Origin of the sequence: Bacillus cereus group sp. Sample62, from assembly GCF_036851315.1 — a bacterium.
GTDB classification, from domain to species: Bacteria; Bacillota; Bacilli; order Bacillales; family Bacillaceae_G; genus Bacillus_A; species Bacillus_A wiedmannii.
Map to the genome: position 1 here is coordinate 66,920 of NZ_JAFLPK010000002.1, position 21,758 is coordinate 88,677.

Genomic DNA, 21,758 nt, shown 5'->3' on the forward strand with positions numbered 1-21,758 from the left:
CTTCCATGTAGTTATGTAAATCACTCATTACGATACACTCACACCTGTTAAAGAGAATAGATCCTCTTTTGTCGGATTTAGTGCTTGTAACCAGCTATCTACCTCCAGAAAGTTTACTTTTTTTAATTGTTCGCCTTTTTCCGCACGCTTAACCACCTCTAAACCTCCATGCTGATGCACAATCATTACAAGATTATCTTTCTTGAAAATACAATCTACATCTGCAGAGTTTATGTGGTGGTTACGTAGAATTGGTTTCCATTTCTTAAGTGAATAACCTTCTACATCTAAAAAACCACGGATAGCAGTAAAGCGAAAACTCGTCCCTCTAAAACATCTTTCCAATAAAAAAAGGAAATCCCGTACACATCCATTAAAATGAACATGATACAAATAGATTTCCCCTGCTTGTTTTGCTGATCGCTGTGACAAGTTTGATGGTTTAATGGAAAACTGATAACAATCTCGTTCCCAAAATGCTCCTTCTTTTGTAATTCTCATTCGTAATGCACGTAAACTTGGAATAAGTTCATCTGGATGCGCAGAACAAAATAAAGATACTTCATAACTGATATTCATAAATAAATCCCCCTAAATAATAATTTTTGCCCAGTGTAATAATGGGTTCTAACAATCAAACAGACTTGAAAACAACACAAAAAGGGCTTCTTCAAGTCGATTAAAAATGTGCATAGCAAAATAAGCTATATATACACTAATCGGCTCAAAGAAGCCCTTTCATAAATGAAACAAGACGCAACTTGCTTCTACAACTCAACCACAACACAAAAAAGGTGTGGGAATAAACGGAATCAATTAAACAATAAATATAGTTATATATTAATTAATTTATTAAGTATTAGCAAGTATCATTATATATATTTATATTATTTTGACATATAATATATATAAAGGAGGTAGAATATTATGACAATGCAATATGATTCAAGTAATCCTAAATTAATCCCTTCAGTTGTGACTTTTATTGATGTATTAGGATTTTCGCAGTTGGGTATGAAAGCTTTTGCCAACGGTACAGGTAATGAATTTTTAGAACAGATACATGCTTCATTAAAAAAAGCTAGAAGTAATATTACCGAACAATTTCCATTAGCAAAAGTTAAAGTTTTCACTGATAACGTAGTAATTGGATGGCCGATTCATGAAGAAGGAGATGGAGAGGGAGAATTAGGAATCACTTTCCTTAACCTAGCAGAATATCAATTTTTGTTAACGCTTGATGGCTTCTTCACTCGAGGTGGAGTAAGTGTTGGTTATCATTTTATGGATGAAGAAACTGTTTTAGGCCCAGAATTAATTATGACATATAAACTAGAATCTCAAGTAGCTGTTTATCCAAGAATTATCCTAAGTGAAACAAGTAAAGATAAAGTACGTGAATATATAAATTATTCTCCTCAGCCTGATAATGCTTTTAATTCTGTATTACTTGAGGATATGGATGGAGAATGGTTTTTAAATTACTTAAACGCATTATTTACTTGGTACGAGGACGACGTTTCTAACAATGATTACACACCATTCTTCCCTCACTTAGAGGCACACCGCAATAATATTGAAAGAGCATTAGATACCTATGCAAATAATCATAAATTACTTAAAAAATATGCATGGATAGCAAATTATCATAATTATTTTTGTGATGAATTTGTACCTGATGCACCTGATGATCTTAAAATCGATTCTCCAATAAAAATGTCACAACCAAGAAGAATAATTACATAAATCATAAAAGCATTCTTACTAAGTAAGAATGCTTTTATATATCCACCATACTATTTTTAACAATTTAGCATTTCAAATATTTTATAGTTATATTGCGCATATTCTTTTTCATTTTCTTGAAATTATGTATAATTAAAGTATCCTACACGAGATATTGAGTCATATCTCATCGTCATTTTAAAAGACCCCCATTTTATATGGAGGTCTTTTTTTAGGGGATAAATAACTACTAATTTTACACGGCAGGAAATTCCCCCTACACATTCTCTATTAATATCCACCCATCTTAATTACTAACATAGTCATAAACATACTAAACATGAGGCTTTTTAAGTACTTATTTTCATCTTTTGCTACAAAAAGAGCTAAACAGCAAAATAAAGCCCATCCTAACCAAAATAGCATTCCTAAAATCATTGGTAAATCAGTCAATTAAATCTACTCCTTCGAATGTTTTATCTATTACACTATTTAATATATTCATTTTGACTTCATATTTTAAGACCAAAATAAAAAAGACAGAAGTTTTAATCCGTACCCTTTGTAAAGGACATTTTAAAAAAAGTTAGGCGGCATCAAGAAGATGATTTCTGTATTCAACAGGGGTCATCTTCTTTAAATTCCACTGATAGCGGTGTTGATTATAGTATTTCATATAGTCTTTAATTTCTTGTTTTAACTGAGTGAAAGATGTACAAGTTTTTATGTGTGCTTCATCTTTAAAGTGCCCAAAAAAGGATTCTTGAGGGGCATTATCCCAACAGTTTCCTCGTCTTGACATGGATTGTCCTAGCTTTAATTTTTTGACCAACTTTTGATAGGTAGGGCTTGTGTAATGAGCTCCTTGATCTGAATGAATATATGCATCTGGTGTTAATTCCACTTTCTTATTCCTCTTTAGTTTACGAAGAGTTGTCGTTGCGATATCTAGAGTAAGCCGTTCTGAAACATGATAAGCCAAAACTTCATTCGTAGACCCGTCTAGAATGGTAGATAAGTATCCTTTCTGATTTTTGCCATAAAACAGGTATGTGATATCTGTAAGAAGTACCTTTCCAGGTATACCTTGCCTGAATTCTCGTTTTAATTGATTAGGTACTACAAAGTGTTCTTTCGTCGCTTTCAACATTCTTTTATAGGGATTCGCTTTCCGAATGGGACAGACAATTCCATATTTTTTCATGATTCTTCGGATGCGTTTTAAATTGTAAACAACTTGAAATTGACCCGCCAATGTCATTTTAATTTGACGAGCCCCTTTCTTTCGGTTTTTAAATTGAAATGCCTTTACTATGAGCTCTTTCGCCATTTCATCTTGATGCATTCTTTTCTCTCGCTGACTTTGAGCAGTAGCGGAAAAATAATGATAGTATCCAGAGCGCGAAACACCAGCGATCTCACACAAATATCTCACCATATTTTTCAGGTTATACCTTTCAATAATAGTACGAATTAAGATGTATTTCTGACTGGGTTGTAACCTTATTTCTTTCCCATCCTCCCTTCCATAAGCTTGATCTTTTTTAATAATTCATTTTCAGCTTTTAATAAGTTTCGTTCCGCTTCTAAACGTGCATATTTCTCTTCTAATGTAAGTTCTTTCTCTGACTTTCTTCCGGAGTTATCCTTACGTGTATCTCTTAAACCAAATACCCCCCTTTCCTTATAGGAAGTACGCCATCGATTTCCTGATGATACAACACGTTGTAGACCGATGACATCTATATCAAATCCACATTCTTCAAAAATAATACGAGGTGGTTTTCCTTTTTCATTTTCTTCAATAAAAATACGTTTGAATTCATCTGTATAAGTAATCCCTTTCTAACTGACTGATTTTACGTATCGATTCTTTGATAGTGCTTGAACTTCTTTTTCTGTGAACAGTTTTTTCGTCATTTTGAAATTTCTCCGATTCTCATTTTTCTCTCATTATACAAGAAAGACCCTATAGAATAGACTTTTTTTTAAGTGTCTATTCTATAGGGTACATTTTATTTTTCTGTCTTTTTTATTTATCTTAAAGTAATCCATTCATAACTTGCCCACTCTTTTGGTTTTTTATCGTACTTAATACGACCAGTCGTACAGAATGAAGCAATCATCCATTGTATAATGTTCATCTTGGCATAAGGATCAATACAATCCTCTATTTTTTTTAATTGATAGCCTGTACTATTTTTCTGCCAAATTGTATATAAACGAAAATGAGTTGTCGTAACAAGCCTAGCTTTTGTTGTAACTTGCCATTTTGCAATTTTCGTTAAATCCTCTTTTACTTTTCTCTCATACTCTTGTTTTATCACTTTATAAGTCTTGTCTTTATTAATTAATCCATTAGAGAATGTAAAAGGCATTTGATGCACCTCATAAACTGTTCCTTCTTCATCTCCTAAAATATTTGATTCTACTAGGAATATGTTTTTTAGTTTTAACTGTTCCGTTAATTCTTTTCCGCTCCGATAAAACGTTTTTTTATCTTCTGAAGCAAGACAACCTGTACAATTAATCCAATTAGTAACGGATACGCTAGTATAAACACCATATTAATAAACATATTGGTAATAAGTACCCCTACTAATGCGAATATCGTGAAGTAAATATAAGTTTCTCTTTGATGAATGATTCTACTATTCAAGCTAAAATACCTCCGTTTTGATAAATAGTGAAAGCAACATATACAATTGCTCCTAATAAAATAGAACAAGCCCCCGGAAAGCTCTGTATCAGCTGTATTTCTTTCTTTGGTAGCTTTGCCCCAAATATAGAAGCAGCATGCTCCAATTGGTCTTTAAACGCCCCCACAAACCCCAAAATTTTAATTAATCGATACACACTAGCAATCCAAAAGAATAGTAAATGGAAAGCTGTTAATGTAATAGCAGTAAGGATTGCTGATTCTTCCACTAAATTACTAACATATATAGCTACCACCACAAGCATTTTTGTATCACCGGGTGAAGAAAATTTAAATGTCTCTAACAACAAACCACACGCTAATGCCATAGCTAGTACAATCACAATCTCTTTCCCTGTTCTTATTCCAGCAAAATACGTGATTCCTATACCTACAATTAAGAATAGCAAATGCCATATATTTTTCGTTTTTCTATATTTCAAATCAGTAAATACATTCAGGGCCATATATCCTAGTAGTATTCCTATTACATATATACTCATAATTTTTTCTCCTTATTTTTTCCTATTTTAATGAATTATTACGGTCCACTCACTAGAGACCAGGTGACCGTAGAAGTATAAGTAGCTTGCCGATTCTTCCCTACATAAGTTGTCCCTGGATCTAACTGCAGTTGTAATCCATTTTGTCCAAAATCGACTTGATATTCTCCAATTGCTACATCTTTTGAAGCCCGTATAATAGTGTGTGCCGCCCCAGTATCAATAGGTGTACTTGGAATTTGTATGATAGGTTTCCCTGTCTCTGGACCTTTTACTTTAGTTATACTTACCTGATTTTTTAAGGATAAAGAACCCTTTGGCAATTGTTTTGCAATATTCGGCTCTGTAAATGGAGAAATTGTCATATTCAATCTCCATCCATCCGCTTGATTTCGACTATCATGTATCATGAGTTTCCCTAATGTACCAAATGAATTTTGCTTTTCTCCATTTAGTTGAATAGGAGTAAACTCTACACTTTTAGGAACAGTAAGCATGTCTACTCGTCCTTTTTGTGTTGTAGATATATGCTTCGTCGTACTTTTATTCCCAGCTTTATCTACTGTACGGATATGTACATATTGTGGTTTCGCATAATCAGTTGGAAGCTGAATGCTAGTCTGATTTGTAAACTGAACACCACCCACTTTATCAAGTGAAGTGTCGGATTTATCATTCACTACATATTCATATCCCTTTACACCACTTGTTACAGTTGCAGGAACTTCCTTAGAAAAATCCGAAACGCCATTCCTACCAACTCCACGAATTTTATAATGATAGGTACTCCCTTCATCTTTAGCAGGGGCAAACGTTACTTTAGTTTCTTTCAGTTCTCTATTTTCAAATTGGAAGCTTTCAGGTGTTGTTGGCACTGCCTGATCTTTTGCTTCTTTATCTACATAGTCAGAGAGTCTACCCTTATATATTTGCTGATTTCCCCTGTATACTTCCGCTTCCGATGCATATCCCACTTTTAACTCATCCACATAGGTAATCCCTTCTGAATAAGCAAGCATATAAAAAGTTACACCTCGTTGCTCGGTAATATAAAACGGATTATTTGCAACTTGAGTATTCATACTAAACGTAGACCATCCATTTATATCTTTATTAGAATCATTCTTTGTGATCGTACGATTATTTGGTAATTGGATAGGTGCTGCCCATTTTCTTGTTTTTAGGCGATCACCTTGTTTCATCGGGGTCACAATAGGACTATTTAATATTACCTTTCCCTTTCCAGAACCATCCTGATACGGTATTACCTTTTCAATCATAGGGGAATCTTGATACACATCTTTGTTTATATCCGAAGTTATATGTCTTCTATCCCTTGGTATGTTGGTACCCGGTTCCTTCTCTGGAAACAAAGAGATATTACTAATTTCTATTTCTTTTGAACCGCCTGGAACATCTTTCAAAACAGTAGCATTATAATAGTCAAATTCTCTCCCTGTTTCCCAGCCTCCATCACCATAGAAACTAATTCTTCCTAATCCTTGTGACTTTGCTTTAAACGTTGCTGAAATATAAGCATTATTAGGTACGTTTAATCGCTTAAAAACAGCAATGGAACTCTCTCTTACAGTATAAGGATATAAGACTCGATTCCCTCCCGATTTTGTATCAAATACTTTGTATCCGCTAGTATCTGTACCATTTGGATAAAAGACTTCAGATTGTAAACTTTGATTCCCGTTACCGTAAAACTCTCCCCAACCACTCATCAAATTAACGTCTTTTGGGTTATTAAAATCAATTTTCCATAAGACGTCCTGCTCTAAGATATCAATCGCCCATTCTAGCTTCACTTCATTTTCTTTTCCATTTGCAGTGAGTGTTGGAATACCATTTTGCTGTTTTCCTATTTGATCAGCTAATATAGAGTTATCTTTTGAATCAATAATTAAGCACGATACACCCAAAAGTATGATTGAAGTAAGAACCTTCCCCCATTTCACTGTTTCCTCCCCCATTTCATTTTTATGCTATCTATGCTGCCTTATTTTGCTCCTTCTGATTTTCATGTTTCTTTCTCCACCATACAAATACAAACATTGAAATAACTAATATGAAAACACCAGCGGCTATTATATATATTTGATTAGAATATCCAGGCAACACTTTTATTGCACCTGTTTGTTCCGCATAATCTGTCACATTAGAAGCAGTTATGCGTATCTGTTCTGTATATGTTTTTGGTATACCATTCTCTTTTATAGTGACTTTTAGTGTATACTTTCCATCTTTGTATTCTTTCGCTTTCCATGGGATTGCTAATCCTACCTTAGATTTTGGCGCTACATTGAATGCTGGAATATTACCATGAAACAGAACGTTATCCTGGGATAAAACTTCATAGTAAACTGCTACATCCCTTACAATATTTGCATTTGTATTTTGAATAAGTGCATGGACTTGTGGTTGTGTTGGATAAGATTCAACAGTTGTGCCATTTAGTTTAAGAGGTGTTTTATTAACTGAATTTTCAGTCTCTTCACTATTCAATTGTATTGCTACCGCATATTCAATGCTATTATGTACAGAAAAGTTCAATCCGTCCTTTTCAAGCTTCTGTCCTTGGGTATCGTGCGCTAACTCAAATAATAATCCACCCAAAAACACTCCATCTTGATTTGGTGTCGTTAAATGTACCTCTATAGTTTTCGTTTGATTCCCCTCTAAGTTAACAGCGTCAGGCGCTTGAACATACTGATCCATATAGAAATCTGTATCTGTTAATATACTTTGTGAGACTTCACGATTTGTTACATACATAATACCTCCGTTTGTAGAGGTGAGAGCGTTAGCGACTTTTACATTGACTTTGATTGGAGTATTAGCTTTATTGTGTACATCCATTTTTACTGTTTGATTCTGTTTCTTTTTCACCTGTAAATTAAAATAATTTTTTATATCACCTAGTTGATTATCCGGGACATGAATGCTTACATCAAATGGTAAACTATCTTGTTTTTCTTGTGCATAAACTACTTTAAAAGGTTTTAAGCTTATACTTAAAATGAATATAATCACAACCAAAATACTAATTAAAATTTTATATACATAGCTTTTCATTCTGCCCCTTCTTTCTATGTATAGAAGAGAATCATACATACGTGATTCCCTTCTATATGATAAATTTCTTTTAAGGTCCTGTTACAATAGAATATGTCAGTTTTGACTCATATGAGGTAGCACCAGCCTTATTCTCAACATACGTACTATGTGGATTTAACGTTAAAGCTAGAGATTTATCATTGAAACTAACATTATATTTCCCCATACCTTCATCTTTTTTCGCACTTAAAATCGTAACTTGATTATCAGTATCTATAATAAAGTTAGTCGTTTTAAACTCCGGATTTGGTGAACTTGTCCCTCCAACTTTCGTTATAGCAGCACCACCACTATTCAAAACTAAGGAACCCTTTGGAAGTGTCCGATTTGACTTTGCATCTCCACTCACTTTAAATTGATCTGCTTTTACATTGATTCTCCAACCATTCCCAGAACCAGTTGCATCTGTCACTGTTAGTACACCAGGATTTGCATGTGTCACTTGTGTTTCTCCACTTAGTGTTACCGCGTTAAAGTTACTAACTGGTGTAACAGCAATATTATGTTCCCCACCTGTTATACTTTGATTTAGTTTTGTATCAGCTGTTGTTGCTGCACTTGCAGGTGTACCCATTAGTGACATACTAAGGGCTAATGTTGCTAATGTGGGAATCATCACTTTACTAAATCTCATCATAGTACCTCCTTATGTTTTAAAAGGAGGGAGCTATATAAAACACGCCCCCTCTTATTTTCAAACAAAATTTATTTTTTGTTCCAAGAATCTACATCTGCATTGCTTGATGCTTTTGTGAATCGAGCTAGAATTGTATCATAACCACCTTGGATTGCTTTCCATACAAATGGCCCAATTACTAATACGATAATGACCGCCAAGGCAATTAACATACCGTTTTCTGATGATAACTGTGAATCCTCATTTTTTAACCAATTTTTCATTTTTGCTAACATTGCATTTCGTCTCCTTTATATATCAATTTTAAGAATTTACTAAAATAAGAACTTAACTATTAAAATCTTTTATTACTTATTCCAAGAATTCACGTCCGCATTGCTTGATGCTTTTGTGAATCTTGCCAGGATCGTATCATAACCACCTTGGATTGCTTTCCATACAAACGGTCCAATTACTAATACGATAATGACCGCCAAGGCAATTAACATACCGTTTTCTGATGATAACTGTGAATCCTCATTTTTTAACCAATTCTTCATTTTTCCTAACATGATTGAATCTCCCTTATCCATTTATTTGATCTATACGTAATAAGCATCATTCATCTAAAACTTCTATTACTTGTTCCATGTATTCACATCTGCATTGCTTGATGCTTTTGTGAATCGAGCTAGAATTGTATCATAGCCACCTTGGATTGCTTTCCATACAAATGGTCCAATTACTAGCACAATAATTACCGCCAAGGCGATTAACATACCATTTTCTGATGATAATTGTGAGTCTTCATTTTTTAACCAATTCTTCATTTTCGTTAACATATATTTTGCTCCTTTACCTATTCCATTTTGAATAATGTTTTTCTATATACTTGCAAATCCTTGCATTAAGGATTGAATAACAATAACCATTGGATAAATCACAATACATCCAATAACCGCTACGTTAAATTTATTCATTTCCATTGGCTTATTTTGAATGAGACGGTTATAGTTCTCATGTTTTAACTCACGCATCATTTTAATCTGTGCATCCATAATACGAAGACTCTGTACCTTGTCCGTTTTTTGTGCTTGTTGCAATGCAATGGTAAAGGTATTTACTTCTGGACTATTTAGGGCTGCTGCAAAGTTTCGAAATGGTTGATCCGAACCCGCATACATTTCTAATTCCGCTGTAAGTGTAGATACATACGGTCGAAGATGTCTCCCGGCATATATCTGCGCCTTTTTTACTGCTTCTAATGTTGTATGTGTTTTTAACAACTGCAGCATAGGAATTAAATACTCCGGTAATTCGAACTTCCTTGCTTCTATAGCCTGCTTGATTCTTCTCTTTAATAGATAATCAGGATAGAAATAAAGTAGCGGTGAAATTAAAACGCCCACTTTAAATAAGTAGTAATCATGAAACACCGTACATATCAAGAAAACAGAGGTGAAAATGATGGGATAGGCAACCTTCATTTTCAAATATTCTTCTGGTTTCGTATCCAAACCAGCTTCTTCTAATTTTTTTTGGATCTGCTCTTTCTTTTCTTCTGTCAGATACTTATGTGATAACGACTGGAAGGGAGCAAGCATCATTTGATTTAAATTCTTTTTTTCAATTCGTTTTGCATTTTCTACATAGTTTGTAAGTAGGCTACCGCTGTCTTTTTTACTTTGTAGAAAGGTAGAGAATACCCAGTACATGACAACGAATACCACTAAAGCTAAAATCGTAGCCACTTTATTCCCCTCTTTCTGTTGGATTATAATTTGCAATCTTTTCTACACGGGTTGCTAAGAAAAAGACAATTAACATATTTACCGTTAATGCAATTTTCCCCATCATAGAACCTGCTAAAAATCCATATGCTTCTTTTGACATCAACATAATCACAATCGGCATGGCAATCACGATTAAGCAGTTCTGTACAAACGCACGTTGTGCTTGCGACAAACTAGAACGTAATCTTGCCAGATATAGCTTTTGTTTTTCGAAATCTTCTGCAATATCTAATAAGACTTGTACTGAATTCGCCCCGCCTTCTCGACTACACACTTCCAACATTTCATGGAAGAAAACCAATTCTCTAAAATTAAAAGTTTCATTGAATCCTTTAAATGCACGGTGCATTGTAGTTCCACCTTCTAATAAAAGAGAAACTTTTTCTATTTCTTCTTGAATACTCTCATGCATCATTGGCTTTACTTGTACTAACACGCGTTTAGCGTTATTACTAATTTGAAGCGCATTCGCTACTGCCTTCATATAAATAGAGAGACGGTCAATGACAACCAAGTAGTAACGTTTTTTTCTTCGATAGAGAAGAAATCTCGGAACTAAAAATCCACATAAAGCAGAAATCAGGGTAAAAGGATCTCTTCCAAATGAGAAGTAGAATATTGCTGCTATACTCATTCCCGAAAGAATCGTATATACCCAGTACATGCTTTTCGTCAATTTCCACTCGTACTTTTGGGCTTCTTGGATAACAGATTGTGGAAGATACATTCGTATGCCTTTAATATTCCTTAATTCCAAGCGCCTTTCTTCTTTCTCATTTTCTTGTACAAATTGGGAAAGTGCAGAACCTTTAGATTTTGCAAAAAGTAAAACAAGTAATACTACACTAATAAAGATTAATAATATACATCCATAGGCGAACAAACTATGCATACTGCACCTCCTGTTGTGATAGGAACGGTGCATAAAGAGCTGGATTTACAGAAGTAGCAGAACGGAATTTTTTCTCCATTTTAGCTGACATTTTCCCTGTAATAATGTGCTGTCCATGAATTTTTCCTATGCTTTCATTTATCTCATCCTGTTCCTCGTATGTCGGGATAAACTGAGAAAGTTCATTAAACTGTATATCACCTCGATAATCTAATAATTCAATCATCTCTGTAATATAACGATTCCCATCATCTTTCTTTTCTAAAAAGACAATCACATCGAATGTCTGTGAAATTAATTCATATAAATACTGGGCATCAATATTCGCACCACTTTGCAGACACATGAGCATTAAACGTCTGACTGCTTCTATGGCACTTCTTGCATGGACAGAGGTAAAGCCAGGGTGGCCTGTTTGGAAAAAGTTAATCATTTTTAATGCTTCTTTACCCCTCGATTCCCCTACAATTAATCGCTTTGGTCCTTGACGTAGTGCATTCGTTAACAATCTATCAAAATCAATTGCATTTTCTTCTACTTCCGATGCCCTACATTGCATCGGAACAAAGTGATGTTCTGGAAAAATTCGATGCAAATATAATTCAGGGTTATCTTCTACTACAAGAGTACGTTCTTTTTTCTTTCCTTTCGGAATATGAGAAGCAAGAAATTTCATAAACTCTGATTTCCCTGTCCCTGTTGCTCCAGCGACTAGAATATTCATTTTGGCTTTCACGGCTGCAGCCAAAAAGTCCAACATCTCTTTTGACGCTTGATTAGTAGATAACATTCGCTCTTCAGAAGCACGAAGATGATCTGCATTCTTACGAATCGTTATTGTTGTCCCGAGTCCCCCAAGTTCATCTAAAGCAATATTGATACGGATATAGGGAAACACGCAGTCCACATATGGTTTTGCTGTATTTAATGACTCTGACGTACTATTTACCATCTTATAGGCTAAAGCCTTTACCTCTTCTTCCGTCTCAAATCGGTAAGGGAATGTTAACTCTCCCTCTCCAATTTTTTCGTAAATAATTTCTTTTGTACCATTGATATAAATATCGGTTACATCCTGATCTTCTTTTAAAGGTTCTATAATTCCAAATCCCACAATATCATCACATACCATATTTAATAATTGTTCAGAAGGTACATCTGAAATGACGACTTGATTACTTAATAGAAAGCTTTTAATGATTTGTTCTACAGCTGCTCTCTTTTCTTTATTCATAAAAGATTCGCTTAAAATATCACGATGGTCTTTTACTAAAAATGCACGAATTTCATCCGTGATATCTTTAATTTGTTGAGCTGTAGTTGTTCCTAACTTTCGAGCTGATTTGGAACGAATCATATAACCAAAATGATATAAATCAACTCGATTTCGCTTTAAGGCGACTTGTTTTCCCTGTAAATAGCCCCACATACTACTGCCTCCCTTTTAATTTCGTAAACCAAAGAGACCCTTTTTCATAGAGGATGTATGCTGGGTTGGAATATCAAGACCAGCTGCTTCCATAATGTGATGGACCTTTGTATTAATTTGCGGGGAACCAAACTGCATCCCCCATTCATAACTCGTACGATCCCTGTCATACGGAATTGTCACCGCAATTTTTTGGGAAGAAAGCTTTTCAATATCTTCTACATAATCCTCATCTGCCATATTTAAAACATGAATCATACGAGGCAATGTTAGCTTTGCTTCTTCTAGTAGTTGTAATTCTCTTTTAATTGCTATTGCACCACGAGGGTTGCCGTTTAACACATGAATTACAAGGTCTGATTGGTATAGGATTGGATAACTCAGAACCTCAGATAATTCAGTTGGTACTGATAGAATGATAGAATCGTATTCTGTATCTACAAGTGATTCTATAAATGTCGTTACAAACAGTTCTTTGTTTTGAATCTCTGGGAATTGAGCTAAGTTATAACCTGATGGAAACACTAGAAAATCCATCTTATCGTGCAATTTTTGCATCAACCTTGGATTCATTTTTCTCTCTAATAAATCTTGCTTGGTACAAATATATTGCGAGAGATTGTATTCATTTTCTTTTCTTACAAGTTCTAAGATGTTTTTACTATCGTGGCTAAGACCAGTTCCAACCGCAAAGCTAGGTCTTACTTGGTCTGCTTCAACATAAAGCACCTTTTTCCCTAAATGAGCTAATTCATTTGCCATCGCAATACTTAATGTGCTTTTCCCTACATTTTCGTTTGTTGCATAAAAGGCAATGATTCTTGCTTGCCGCTCCATCTTAATAACCCCTTTCTTACTTAGATTCATTCAGATACTGTGCTACATACTCTTTTACATTTTTAGAAATTGGATTAGTCGAATGCTTCTCTACATAGTCTAAAATGTTCTTTTGATCAGATATTTGTGAGAATCCTTCAGCTGGTTCTAATTCTTTCCCTGTTTGCTCCACCTTTTGTCCAACTGCAACAGGAATGACATCTCCAAGTGTTTTTGCACGATTTAAGTATTGAAGTTGTTCAGGGGAAACAGCCAGTGTGTATAATCGCGTTACTTTAGGCTTTTGTTTTCCTTCTTGTTCCTCTTTTGATTCTTTCTTTTCTAGCACAAATGCATCTTCTGTATTGCTATCTTTTGCAGCCGTCACACGTACACGTTGGAACAGACCACCAAAGACAACCTTCTCATTGTCTCCTTCTTTCACAACTTGTTTGAAATACAAGTCCACATACGTGTTTGGGATAATACTATTCCCTGAACTTGTTTCCAAATCAACGAGTAACGGGAAAGCAACTTCTCCATCTTTCAAATTTAAAATAGCAGAGTCCGGTAACTCCTCTTTCTTTACTACTTTGTTTTTAAAGAGATAGCTATTTTCTGTAATGGGTTGCCCATCATTTGTCCACTTACCTACAACCTCTTTTTTATTTACACGTAATGCATTTGGGGGAATCGCATCACCAGGTAAAGTTCGTTCCACTAGCATGTCTTCTTTAATTTCTGTATGTGCAGGTATATCCTTTGCGGCTACAACAATCTTTGTTGGTTTTACAGCATTTTCTACTGCGAAATGATTGTATCCATAGATACCCGCTACTGTTGCAGCGGCTAGACCTACCGCAACAATCTGCTTCTTTTGAAACTTAGATGGCTTCAATTTTTGTATTCCTCCTTATGTAGCCTTTAAACGCAAAAAAAGGACACACCTATGGCATAATGCGCCTTAGGTGTGTCCTTTTAGCTAATCTAAAGTCTATATGAAAATGTTGGATTTGGTTTCTTTAATATTACAATTTCAATATTATGATATATAGAGTTATATGTCAATCATTTCTAAAAAAAATATTATTTTTACCATTTCAAACCTCTGATTTCAAAACTCAAAAACCCTTAAAAACATTGTCATATCAAGGTTTTTAAGCTATTAACCCACCCGTAAATATGGTATAATGAATATAACGTAACTGAATATTTCAGGGTGGTTGGTTGCTATCCTTTCTCTTTCATTTTATGGAGAAAGGAGGTGATCGCATGGAAATACTTTTCATAATAGCAATTGAAATTTTAAAAGTAATTGCTAGAGAAGTCGCTGTGTTTTTTGCAAAACGAGTAGGTAAATACCTCTCAATGTCTTGGAAGAAAACACAAAAAAAGCGACGAAAAACGAAAAGAACCACCCACAATGCCTGCAAGCGTGTGTGAACCGCACCCAATTTGTTAGACAAATAACTAACAATTGGAGGTGCGGTTTTATTATGTCTAGAAAATATAAATTCGAATTAAAAAAAAATGCCGTTGAACATTATTTAAATACAAATGATTCTTTTAAAGTGACTGCCAAAAAATATCAAGTCAGTATATCGTTATTAAAAGAGTGGGTGGCACGTACTAGAGAACAAGGAATAGAGTCCTTAAACTCTAAATGTACAAGGTATGACATTCAGTTTAAAATGGAAGTATTGAATTTTATGAACAATACAGGAGCTTCGCCCCTACAAGCGGCCGCTATGTTCAACGTTCCATCTCCTCGTACCGTTAGGAAGTGGCGATCAATGCTAGAATCACAGGGGATAGATGCTCTTCGTAAAACAAGTAAGGGGTACTCCACTGTGAAGAAGAAACAGGCTATTGCACCTAAGAAAAAACAAAATATTAACTCTCAAAATGATTTACAAAAAGAAATTGAATACTTACGCATGGAAAATGCTTATTTAAAAAAGTTACACGCCTTAATTCAACAAAAACAACAATCTCTGAAAAAGACAAAGCACACATAATATATGAGTTAAGGCATGAATATAAAATTATCGACTTGATTAAAGCGGCTGAAATGGCTCGTAGTACATATTATTACTGGGTGAAACAAATGAGTCGTGAAGATAAATATAACGAGGTTAAAGAAAGTATTAAGCAGATTTTTCAGGAACACCAAGGGCGATATGGCTATAGGCGTATCACACTTGAATTACGTAATCAGGGCTATACCATTAACCACAAAACCGTCCTTCGCTTAATGAATCAATTAGGGTTAAAATCGTTGGTAAGAATCACTAAATACCGCTCTTATCGCGGGAAGGTTGGGAAGGTAGCGCCAAATGTCTTGAAGCGTGATTTCAAGGCCTCTAAGCCTAATGAAAAGTGGGTTACAGATGTTACTGAAGTTCATTTGTTTGGTGAAAAACTCTACCTATCTCCTATTCTAGACTTGTTTAATGGTGAGATTATTTCCTATAATATTGAGAAACGCCCTACATTCCTTCTAGTCGAAAGGATGTTAGATAAGGCTTTAAAATGCTTGGATAAAGAAGATACTCCTATCCTTCATTCAGATCAAGGTTGGCACTATCAAATGGATAGATATCAATATATTTTAAGAGAAAATAATATAACTCAAAGTATGTCCCGTAAGGGAAATTGCTTAGATAATGCAGTCATTGAAAATTTCTTTGGCTTATTAAAATCTGAATTACTTTATCTTAAAGATTTTGAAAGTATGGAACACTTTAGGGAAGAACTAGAGAATTATATTTATTATTACAATAATAAAAGGATTAAGGCAAAATTAAAAGGATTGCCTCCTGTAAAATACAGAATTCAATCCTTATTAGCTGCTTAAATATATGTCTAACTTTTCGGGTCCAGTTCAGTGAAGGGCGGTTCTAAGAAAAAATAAACTTTTTTTAGCAACTAGCCACCTTGCGGTAACAGTTACATAAGGCGAGATGTTGGAGCATCTCGTCTTCTTTAGTTTATGCAAAAACTATTATTATAATACTTCTACACTTATTATAACATCAACTATTGTACATGTCATGTATTCTATTCTCCATTATTCATTCCTTTTTAATATACATTGTAAATCGAATTATATATAGTTATAATACTAATAACCATATATAAAGAAAGTAGGATATTAATTTGCGGAAAAATGTTTTTATTGTTCTAATATCAATGATTTTAATGTTAATTTCTGGGTGTTCAAATGATAATGAAACAACTCAAAAGAAGGAAACTCAAAGTGGACCGGAAAGTAAATCAAGCAATCAAAATAATGAGTCTTATAAAATGATAAAATACAATAAATCTATAACTATGGAAGATATTGAATTTCAAATTTCAGATGTTGAAAAGTCACTGGAATACAAATACAATCCCTCTCCTGATTTTAATATGACACTTAGACCTGCTAAAGATTATCTTGTTATTATTAGTTTTACAGCTACAAATAAAGGGAATATAGAGAAAGAAGCTCCATTTACTGATTTTAGATTGAACGATAAAAACTTATCAGGATTTCCGGTGAGAGAGGCATTTGAAACTGGAGATGTTAAATTAAAGCCTGGAGAATCTAAAACGCGTGCTTATATTTATAATTTTGATAAAACAGAAGATGCCGATAGATTCTACTATAAAGGAATTTTGGGTTCAACAGGTACTGAAAAGAAAGAGTTTGCATGGGATTTAAAACCCATCTTCAAAAAGAAAGGGATAGGTAATTTCTCCTGATCCCATTCTCCTAAAAAGAGACAGCATTATATAACTGCTGTCTCTTTTTTCTTTTTATTATTTATTAGACTTTTAGAATGAAACAAGCTTTGTTCCCGTCTCAAAATATCTTGCAGGAGCATAACTTGTCCCATTTCGATCTTGAAATTCATTTCCAATATATATTGATACTATCATTGCGATTACTCCAAGAAAAATCACTCGTCTCACACGCTGCTTTTTCTTTTTATCCACTCAAATTTCCCCTTTCTATGAAAAAAGGCACACCCCATTAAGGGGTGTGCCTTTGGTTTATCCATTCAGCTACTAGTTCAAGAAGGATTATATACTTTTGTCGATTCAAGTCATTATACAATACTATTAATCTAATTTCTATTCTTCATATAGTACCAATTTGATAAATCAGTAATAATTTTTTCCTTTCCAACCCAATTCCAACCTGGTGTTTGCACAGGGAATGGAAGATCCGCAAGCACCCTTCTCTTTTTAAAATCATCGTACGCAACACCTTTAATTTCCACTTCATCTGTCAGGCACAAACTCATTTCATTCACACCTGCTGGGTTTGTTTCAACATTGAACGAATATTTTCTATCTTTTGTTTTTAATGGCGCATACCATTTTCGTTGGCCATCAATAATTTTTTCCTTACCATCCCAATATAAAGACTTAGTTGGTCTTTTACTATCAAAGACATGTCCTGTTACTTCAGACAAATACATATTTTTAGGTAGGAATTTAGATGTTAAGCCATTATTAGAAACACTCTCTAAATCATATGCTGTTTTTAGTCCTTCATCTGCAAATGGATACTGTGCCGTTGCTTTTGTAAATACACCTGGATAATTAGTATTCCAATCATTTTTGTATTTCCCATTAACTTCATAAGAATAACCATACCCCGCATGGAGCTTAGATGGTTCTAAATTATCAATACTTCCACTTAATGTTTCATAGAACATTTCTCCCACTGTGTCCTCTTTTGACACACGTTCACTTACTGTTTCTACCACACCTTTTACACTCGTTACTCCGCACATTCCTTTTTCATGAGATGGTGAATAGATAGCTGTTTTAATAGGATTATTTTTGTATGTGGTTTCTTCTATATCTAATCGGTTACCAGCAGGGTTAATTTCTGCCTGAATTGTTCCTTTCCCCTTATGTTGCCAGCCAAGGTTCAATGTTTTCTTTTCTCCTTCAGTTAACCTTACCTTTTGTGTCGCTACTTGTTGTCCGTTATGCTTGAGCACAACTACCGTTTCAGGATTTGCATACTTCGCTTCTAGCTCATCTAACTTTTTAATTTTATTTTTCTCTTTTTCTAACTTCTGCCTTGCTGTATCTAACCTACTTGCTGCACTATCTAATCTATTTTCTTCCCAAGAGCAGTCTCTATCGTAATAGTGATGGTTCCCTTCTGCATCTACCTCATGAATTGGATTACGACGGCAATAACTAAGACTAGACTGCGCACTATCTCTATCGGATTCAGAACTATTTACCGCTTGCTCGGACTTATTAATATTGTTATTTACCTTTGCTCTATATTGGTCACGTTCTGGTTTAAAATTATCACGTGATACATCTATTCTTGTTTTTATATTCTTTCCTTCTCTTGCTGTTTCTCCTTCTATTCGGTCAGCAGAGAAATCGATTTTATATTTAAAATCATCTTCAGCACCTGGATCTGGATTAGGTGTTACTTCTGTACCACAGTTACCATTTATGGTGAAATCAACAGTTTTCTCATTTGACTCCCTTTGAACAGCATCAATGACTTTAATTTTTGCAGTATATCGGCCACACATTTGTGGCTGCCACTTTAGTTCTTCTGACTTAAATTGCCCTGCATCACCTTCATTTGGTTTTTGATTATCTTTTTGCGGAGTTGAACGTAGATAATTTTCTTGATGATACACGGTTTCGCCATCTTTTGTAATATCTAACATCCATTTAACTCGGTTCCGTTCTCCAGCAGCTTTTTGATAAGGGTTTATTGTTGTTCCATTAGGATCTCGGTCATTGTATCCTTTATTTTTACTTACATATTCAAAACCGTTAAATGTAAATTTTACGGGTATATCTTTTGGCCCACTAGTAGCTTTAAAATCTTTTATTTGAGGTTTACTTGTGCGCACATACCACAAGCTATACCTATTCACATCATTTACACCACCAGCCCCTGCATATCCACCAGAAAGATATGCAATGTCCCTAATCCAATAGAAATGTCCATAAGATTCAAAGGATTCTTTATTTGTAATCTTATGTGGAATTAAATTTTTTAAAACAAACTGAGGGTTGCCCCAATATTTATCTGTAATTATGCTATTTGTAATTCTCTCCACTTCAGTTACCATTCTATCTCCCACTACAACTGAAGGGTTAATATAGCCGTCATTTGATATACGCACATAAGGATCTGAATGGTCTTCATTTTGGATAAGGTTTTCCCTTGGATTCCCCCAATTAAAAGAACCATTATAAACAGCAGGAAAATGTATATCGGCTTTATAGTCGAACTCTTTTGGCTTATATCTACTTCCAGACCTAAGTAGTTTTCCTTTCAATTGTAATTCGTCTGACGCTAAAATCGTAGTTTCATTTCCATCATAAAATGGTACATCACTATTTCCTGCACTTGCTACTGACGGTAATAACAAAACTAAAGAAGTACAGGTTAATAATACTTTTTTACTCAGTTTCATAAAATCCCTCCTTTAAACATAAAAAAGGACACACCTGTACCTTGGGAGGTACGTAAGGTGTGTCCTTTACGTAAATAAATCAAATTTATTTATTAATTGTTATATTACATATTTCAATATATCAAATGAAACATTGAATTGCAATGATATTATACACGTACTTGAATGTACATCATGTGGTCAGCTGTAGAATGCCCTACACGAATTTTATATTTTCCTTTTTCAAAGTTATTAATTTCTTGAGCATCTACAGTTTCTTGAATTTCTTTATCTAGAACTAAATCAGAATTTAACATCGTAGTCCACTTTTTAGCTAATTCAATAGTTGCTTCGTTATTATCTAAGAAAATAATTTTAAAATCATTCTCACTAGTTGCATTAACGTAGACTTGTGCCCCAATTGTACCTTCTGGTAAGTACATATTTTTATCAACCAGTCTAATTGTTCCATTTATATCTGCATACTTAAGGTTAGTACCATATTTACTATTCACACTCTTAATAAGATTTTGCGCTTCTGTAGAAATGGATTTTTGAGCAATCGGGTTTTTCATAGCGTTTGGATTATACGTAACTTCCTCTGTAACTAAACCTTTATCTATACTTGATGGTAAATTTGTATCTGGTTTTTCTTCTGGTTTTGTTTCAGGTTTTGGGTCTGGCTTCACTTCTGGTTTTTCTTCTGGTTTCGTTTCAGGTTTTGGATCTGGCTTCACTTCTGGTTTTTCTTCTGGTTTTGTTTCAGGTTTTGGGTCTGGCTTCACTTCTGGTTTTTCTTCTAGTTTCGTTTCAGGTTTTGGATCTGGCTTCACTTCTGGCTTTTCTTCTGGTTTTGTTTCAGGTTTTGGGTCTGGCTTCACTTCTGGTTTTTCTTCTGGTTTCGTTTCAGGTTTTGGATCTGGCTTCACTTCTGGCTTTTCTTCTGGTTTTGTTTCAGATTTTGGATCTGGCTTCACTTCTGGTTTAGTCTCTTTTTCTACTGCATTAATAGAGTTATATAAGAACTGGCTATATTGTTCACGAGTTACATGTGCATATGGTGAATACATTTTACCTCCTGTACCAATAGTAACGCCATTTTCTTCTAATGCACTAATTGCTTTTAATGCCCATGAGTTTTTATCAACATCAGTAAAGGAAGTTGTCTTAGTAGCTTTGAACTTGAAAGCATTTGTAAGTACTTGCGCCATTTGTTCACGAGTTAAGACATCATCTGGACCGAATTTCCCTTCACCATAACCATTTACTAGACCTGCTTTAGCAAGTGCTCTAATTTCTTTTTCAAACATGTGTCCTCTAATATCTGTAAATGGATTTTTGAAGCTAGCATCTGCATCTGCTGGTTTAACGTACATATAAATCATACGAGCAACTTGCCCACGAGTTACATTGTCACCAAAACCAAAGATATTATTTCCGTATCCTTGTACTACTTTACGATTTGTTAAATCATAAATTGCTTTTGTAGACCAGTGATTTGCTGGAACATCACTGAATTTTAATGAGTCTGTGTTATCAGCCTTAGCAGTAAATGCTCCTGCTCCTAGTAATGATGTACCCATAATTGTTAATGCTGTTGCTGTTTTTAAAAATTTGTTAGCCATTGTTTGTTCCTCCAAGTATATTAGTTTTTTAATAGATTCCTTTATTGTATCGAATTTAAATATAAAATCCAGATACTTTAACATATAAATTTATAAATTAG

At 34.4% G+C, this 21,758-nt stretch carries 21 protein-coding genes and 2 pseudogenes; 4 read left to right on the top strand and 19 right to left on the bottom strand.

Annotation, left to right across the window (positions count from 1 at the left end; translation table 11 throughout):
* Window positions 1-27: 27 nt before the first annotated feature.
* The gene (locus tag J0835_RS27385; RefSeq protein ID WP_076856197.1) at window positions 28-579 is read right to left on the bottom strand and encodes a hypothetical protein; all 552 of its coding nucleotides are present in this window, start codon (window positions 577-579) and stop codon (window positions 28-30) included.
* Window positions 580-927: 348 nt separating this feature from the next.
* On the opposite strand from J0835_RS27385, the gene J0835_RS27390 reads away from it, so the two are divergent.
* Window positions 928-1,746 (top strand): hypothetical protein, encoded by an 819-nt coding sequence (locus J0835_RS27390; RefSeq protein ID WP_076856611.1) that lies wholly within the window; start codon window positions 928-930, stop codon window positions 1,744-1,746.
* Between the two features lie 270 nt (window positions 1,747-2,016).
* On the opposite strand, the gene J0835_RS27395 is transcribed toward J0835_RS27390, so the two are convergent.
* From J0835_RS27395 to cpaB, 15 genes and pseudogenes are all read right to left on the bottom strand, one after another.
* A complete protein-coding gene (locus J0835_RS27395; RefSeq protein WP_155016830.1) occupies window positions 2,017-2,178 on the bottom strand; it encodes a hypothetical protein in 162 nt (53 codons plus the stop codon).
* 133 nt (window positions 2,179-2,311) lie between these two features.
* Window positions 2,312-3,645 (bottom strand): annotated as a pseudogene (locus tag J0835_RS27400) (IS3 family transposase).
* A 116-nt stretch (window positions 3,646-3,761) separates the two neighbouring features.
* Window positions 3,762-4,384 (bottom strand): annotated as a pseudogene (locus J0835_RS27405) (hypothetical protein).
* Window positions 4,381-4,926, bottom strand: a complete 546-nt coding sequence (locus J0835_RS27410) for a hypothetical protein (RefSeq protein ID WP_061185026.1) — start codon at window positions 4,924-4,926, stop codon at window positions 4,381-4,383. Before J0835_RS27410 ends, J0835_RS27405 begins: the two are co-directional and overlap by 4 nt.
* Before the next feature lie 38 nt (window positions 4,927-4,964).
* Window positions 4,965-6,905, bottom strand: a complete 1,941-nt coding sequence (locus J0835_RS27415; RefSeq protein WP_076855981.1) for a WxL domain-containing protein — start codon at window positions 6,903-6,905, stop codon at window positions 4,965-4,967.
* Window positions 6,906-6,921: 16 nt separating this feature from the next.
* On the bottom strand, window positions 6,922-8,007 hold the full coding sequence (locus J0835_RS27420) for a DUF916 domain-containing protein (RefSeq protein WP_000844613.1): 1,086 nt from the start codon (window positions 8,005-8,007) through the stop codon (window positions 6,922-6,924).
* Between the two features lie 70 nt (window positions 8,008-8,077).
* Window positions 8,078-8,683 carry a WxL domain-containing protein gene (locus J0835_RS27425; RefSeq protein WP_076855982.1) on the bottom strand — a complete coding sequence of 202 codons (606 nt, stop codon included), beginning with the start codon at window positions 8,681-8,683 and terminating at the stop codon, window positions 8,078-8,080.
* Between the two features lie 71 nt (window positions 8,684-8,754).
* The gene (locus J0835_RS27430; protein ID WP_000879954.1) at window positions 8,755-8,961 is read right to left on the bottom strand and encodes a hypothetical protein; all 207 of its coding nucleotides are present in this window, start codon (window positions 8,959-8,961) and stop codon (window positions 8,755-8,757) included.
* A 72-nt stretch (window positions 8,962-9,033) separates the two neighbouring features.
* Window positions 9,034-9,237: a hypothetical protein gene (locus J0835_RS27435; RefSeq protein ID WP_000900859.1), complete on the bottom strand. Its 204-nt coding sequence runs from the start codon at window positions 9,235-9,237 to the stop codon at window positions 9,034-9,036.
* 66 nt (window positions 9,238-9,303) lie between these two features.
* Window positions 9,304-9,507, bottom strand: a complete 204-nt coding sequence (locus J0835_RS27440) for a hypothetical protein (RefSeq protein ID WP_000956355.1) — start codon at window positions 9,505-9,507, stop codon at window positions 9,304-9,306.
* Window positions 9,508-9,549: 42 nt separating this feature from the next.
* Window positions 9,550-10,416 (bottom strand): hypothetical protein, encoded by an 867-nt coding sequence (locus J0835_RS27445; protein ID WP_000201162.1) that lies wholly within the window; start codon window positions 10,414-10,416, stop codon window positions 9,550-9,552.
* Between the two features lies 1 nt (window position 10,417).
* On the bottom strand, window positions 10,418-11,350 hold the full coding sequence (locus tag J0835_RS27450; protein ID WP_076855983.1) for a hypothetical protein: 933 nt from the start codon (window positions 11,348-11,350) through the stop codon (window positions 10,418-10,420).
* Entirely contained in the window at window positions 11,343-12,779 is a 1,437-nt protein-coding gene (locus tag J0835_RS27455; protein ID WP_000264620.1) for a CpaF family protein, read from the bottom strand. Before J0835_RS27455 ends, J0835_RS27450 begins: the two co-directional genes overlap by 8 nt.
* Before the next feature lie 15 nt (window positions 12,780-12,794).
* Entirely contained in the window at window positions 12,795-13,616 is an 822-nt protein-coding gene (locus tag J0835_RS27460; RefSeq protein ID WP_000441033.1) for an AAA family ATPase, read from the bottom strand.
* Between the two features lie 16 nt (window positions 13,617-13,632).
* Entirely contained in the window at window positions 13,633-14,493 is an 861-nt protein-coding gene (cpaB, locus tag J0835_RS27465; RefSeq protein ID WP_000804792.1) for a Flp pilus assembly protein CpaB, read from the bottom strand.
* Between the two features lie 374 nt (window positions 14,494-14,867).
* On the opposite strand from cpaB, the gene J0835_RS27470 reads away from it, so the two are divergent.
* The 3 genes from J0835_RS27470 (at window position 14,868) to J0835_RS27480 (ending at window position 17,342) form a co-directional block, all read left to right on the top strand.
* Entirely contained in the window at window positions 14,868-15,038 is a 171-nt protein-coding gene (locus J0835_RS27470; RefSeq protein ID WP_179099179.1) for a hypothetical protein, read from the top strand.
* A 53-nt stretch (window positions 15,039-15,091) separates the two neighbouring features.
* A protein-coding gene (locus J0835_RS27475) for an IS3-like element ISBce15 family transposase (RefSeq protein WP_123805311.1) occupies window positions 15,092-16,452 on the top strand; the annotation gives its coding sequence in 2 pieces (ribosomal slippage) (window positions 15,092-15,548 and window positions 15,548-16,452; 1,362 coding nt in all).
* Between the two features lie 302 nt (window positions 16,453-16,754).
* Window positions 16,755-17,342, top strand: coding sequence for a hypothetical protein (locus J0835_RS27480; protein WP_076855984.1), 588 nt, complete (start codon window positions 16,755-16,757; stop codon window positions 17,340-17,342).
* Between the two features lie 72 nt (window positions 17,343-17,414).
* Here the strand turns inward: J0835_RS27480 and J0835_RS27485 are convergent, their stop codons facing one another.
* The 3 genes from J0835_RS27485 to J0835_RS27495 form a co-directional block, all read right to left on the bottom strand.
* Window positions 17,415-17,576, bottom strand: a complete 162-nt coding sequence (locus J0835_RS27485) for a hypothetical protein (protein ID WP_042512131.1) — start codon at window positions 17,574-17,576, stop codon at window positions 17,415-17,417.
* Window positions 17,577-17,707: 131 nt separating this feature from the next.
* Complete coding sequence (locus J0835_RS27490) at window positions 17,708-20,053, bottom strand: hypothetical protein (RefSeq protein WP_076855985.1); 2,346 nt, start codon at window positions 20,051-20,053, stop codon at window positions 17,708-17,710.
* A 149-nt stretch (window positions 20,054-20,202) separates the two neighbouring features.
* Entirely contained in the window at window positions 20,203-21,657 is a 1,455-nt protein-coding gene (locus J0835_RS27495) for an S-layer homology domain-containing protein (protein ID WP_123805312.1), read from the bottom strand.
* Window positions 21,658-21,758: the final 101 nt, after the last annotated feature.

Coding starts and splice junctions, on each gene's coding strand:
- J0835_RS27410 (WP_061185026.1), bottom strand. CDS start 4,926: ATGAGTATATATGTAATAGGAATACTACTAGGATATATGGCCCTGAAT.
- J0835_RS27495 (WP_123805312.1), bottom strand. CDS start 21,657: ATGGCTAACAAATTTTTAAAAACAGCAACAGCATTAACAATTATGGGT.
- J0835_RS27420 (WP_000844613.1), bottom strand. CDS start 8,007: ATGAAAAGCTATGTATATAAAATTTTAATTAGTATTTTGGTTGTGATT.
- J0835_RS27455 (WP_000264620.1), bottom strand. CDS start 12,779: ATGTGGGGCTATTTACAGGGAAAACAAGTCGCCTTAAAGCGAAATCGA.
- J0835_RS27490 (WP_076855985.1), bottom strand. CDS start 20,053: ATGAAACTGAGTAAAAAAGTATTATTAACCTGTACTTCTTTAGTTTTG.
- J0835_RS27415 (WP_076855981.1), bottom strand. CDS start 6,905: ATGGGGGAGGAAACAGTGAAATGGGGGAAGGTTCTTACTTCAATCATA.
- J0835_RS27450 (WP_076855983.1), bottom strand. CDS start 11,350: ATGCATAGTTTGTTCGCCTATGGATGTATATTATTAATCTTTATTAGT.
- J0835_RS27435 (WP_000900859.1), bottom strand. CDS start 9,237: ATGTTAGGAAAAATGAAGAATTGGTTAAAAAATGAGGATTCACAGTTA.
- J0835_RS27385 (WP_076856197.1), bottom strand. CDS start 579: ATGAATATCAGTTATGAAGTATCTTTATTTTGTTCTGCGCATCCAGAT.
- J0835_RS27460 (WP_000441033.1), bottom strand. CDS start 13,616: ATGGAGCGGCAAGCAAGAATCATTGCCTTTTATGCAACAAACGAAAAT.
- J0835_RS27440 (WP_000956355.1), bottom strand. CDS start 9,507: ATGTTAACGAAAATGAAGAATTGGTTAAAAAATGAAGACTCACAATTA.
- J0835_RS27430 (WP_000879954.1), bottom strand. CDS start 8,961: ATGTTAGCAAAAATGAAAAATTGGTTAAAAAATGAGGATTCACAGTTA.
- J0835_RS27470 (WP_179099179.1), top strand. CDS start 14,868: ATGGAAATACTTTTCATAATAGCAATTGAAATTTTAAAAGTAATTGCT.
- J0835_RS27425 (WP_076855982.1), bottom strand. CDS start 8,683: ATGAGATTTAGTAAAGTGATGATTCCCACATTAGCAACATTAGCCCTT.
- J0835_RS27390 (WP_076856611.1), top strand. CDS start 928: ATGACAATGCAATATGATTCAAGTAATCCTAAATTAATCCCTTCAGTT.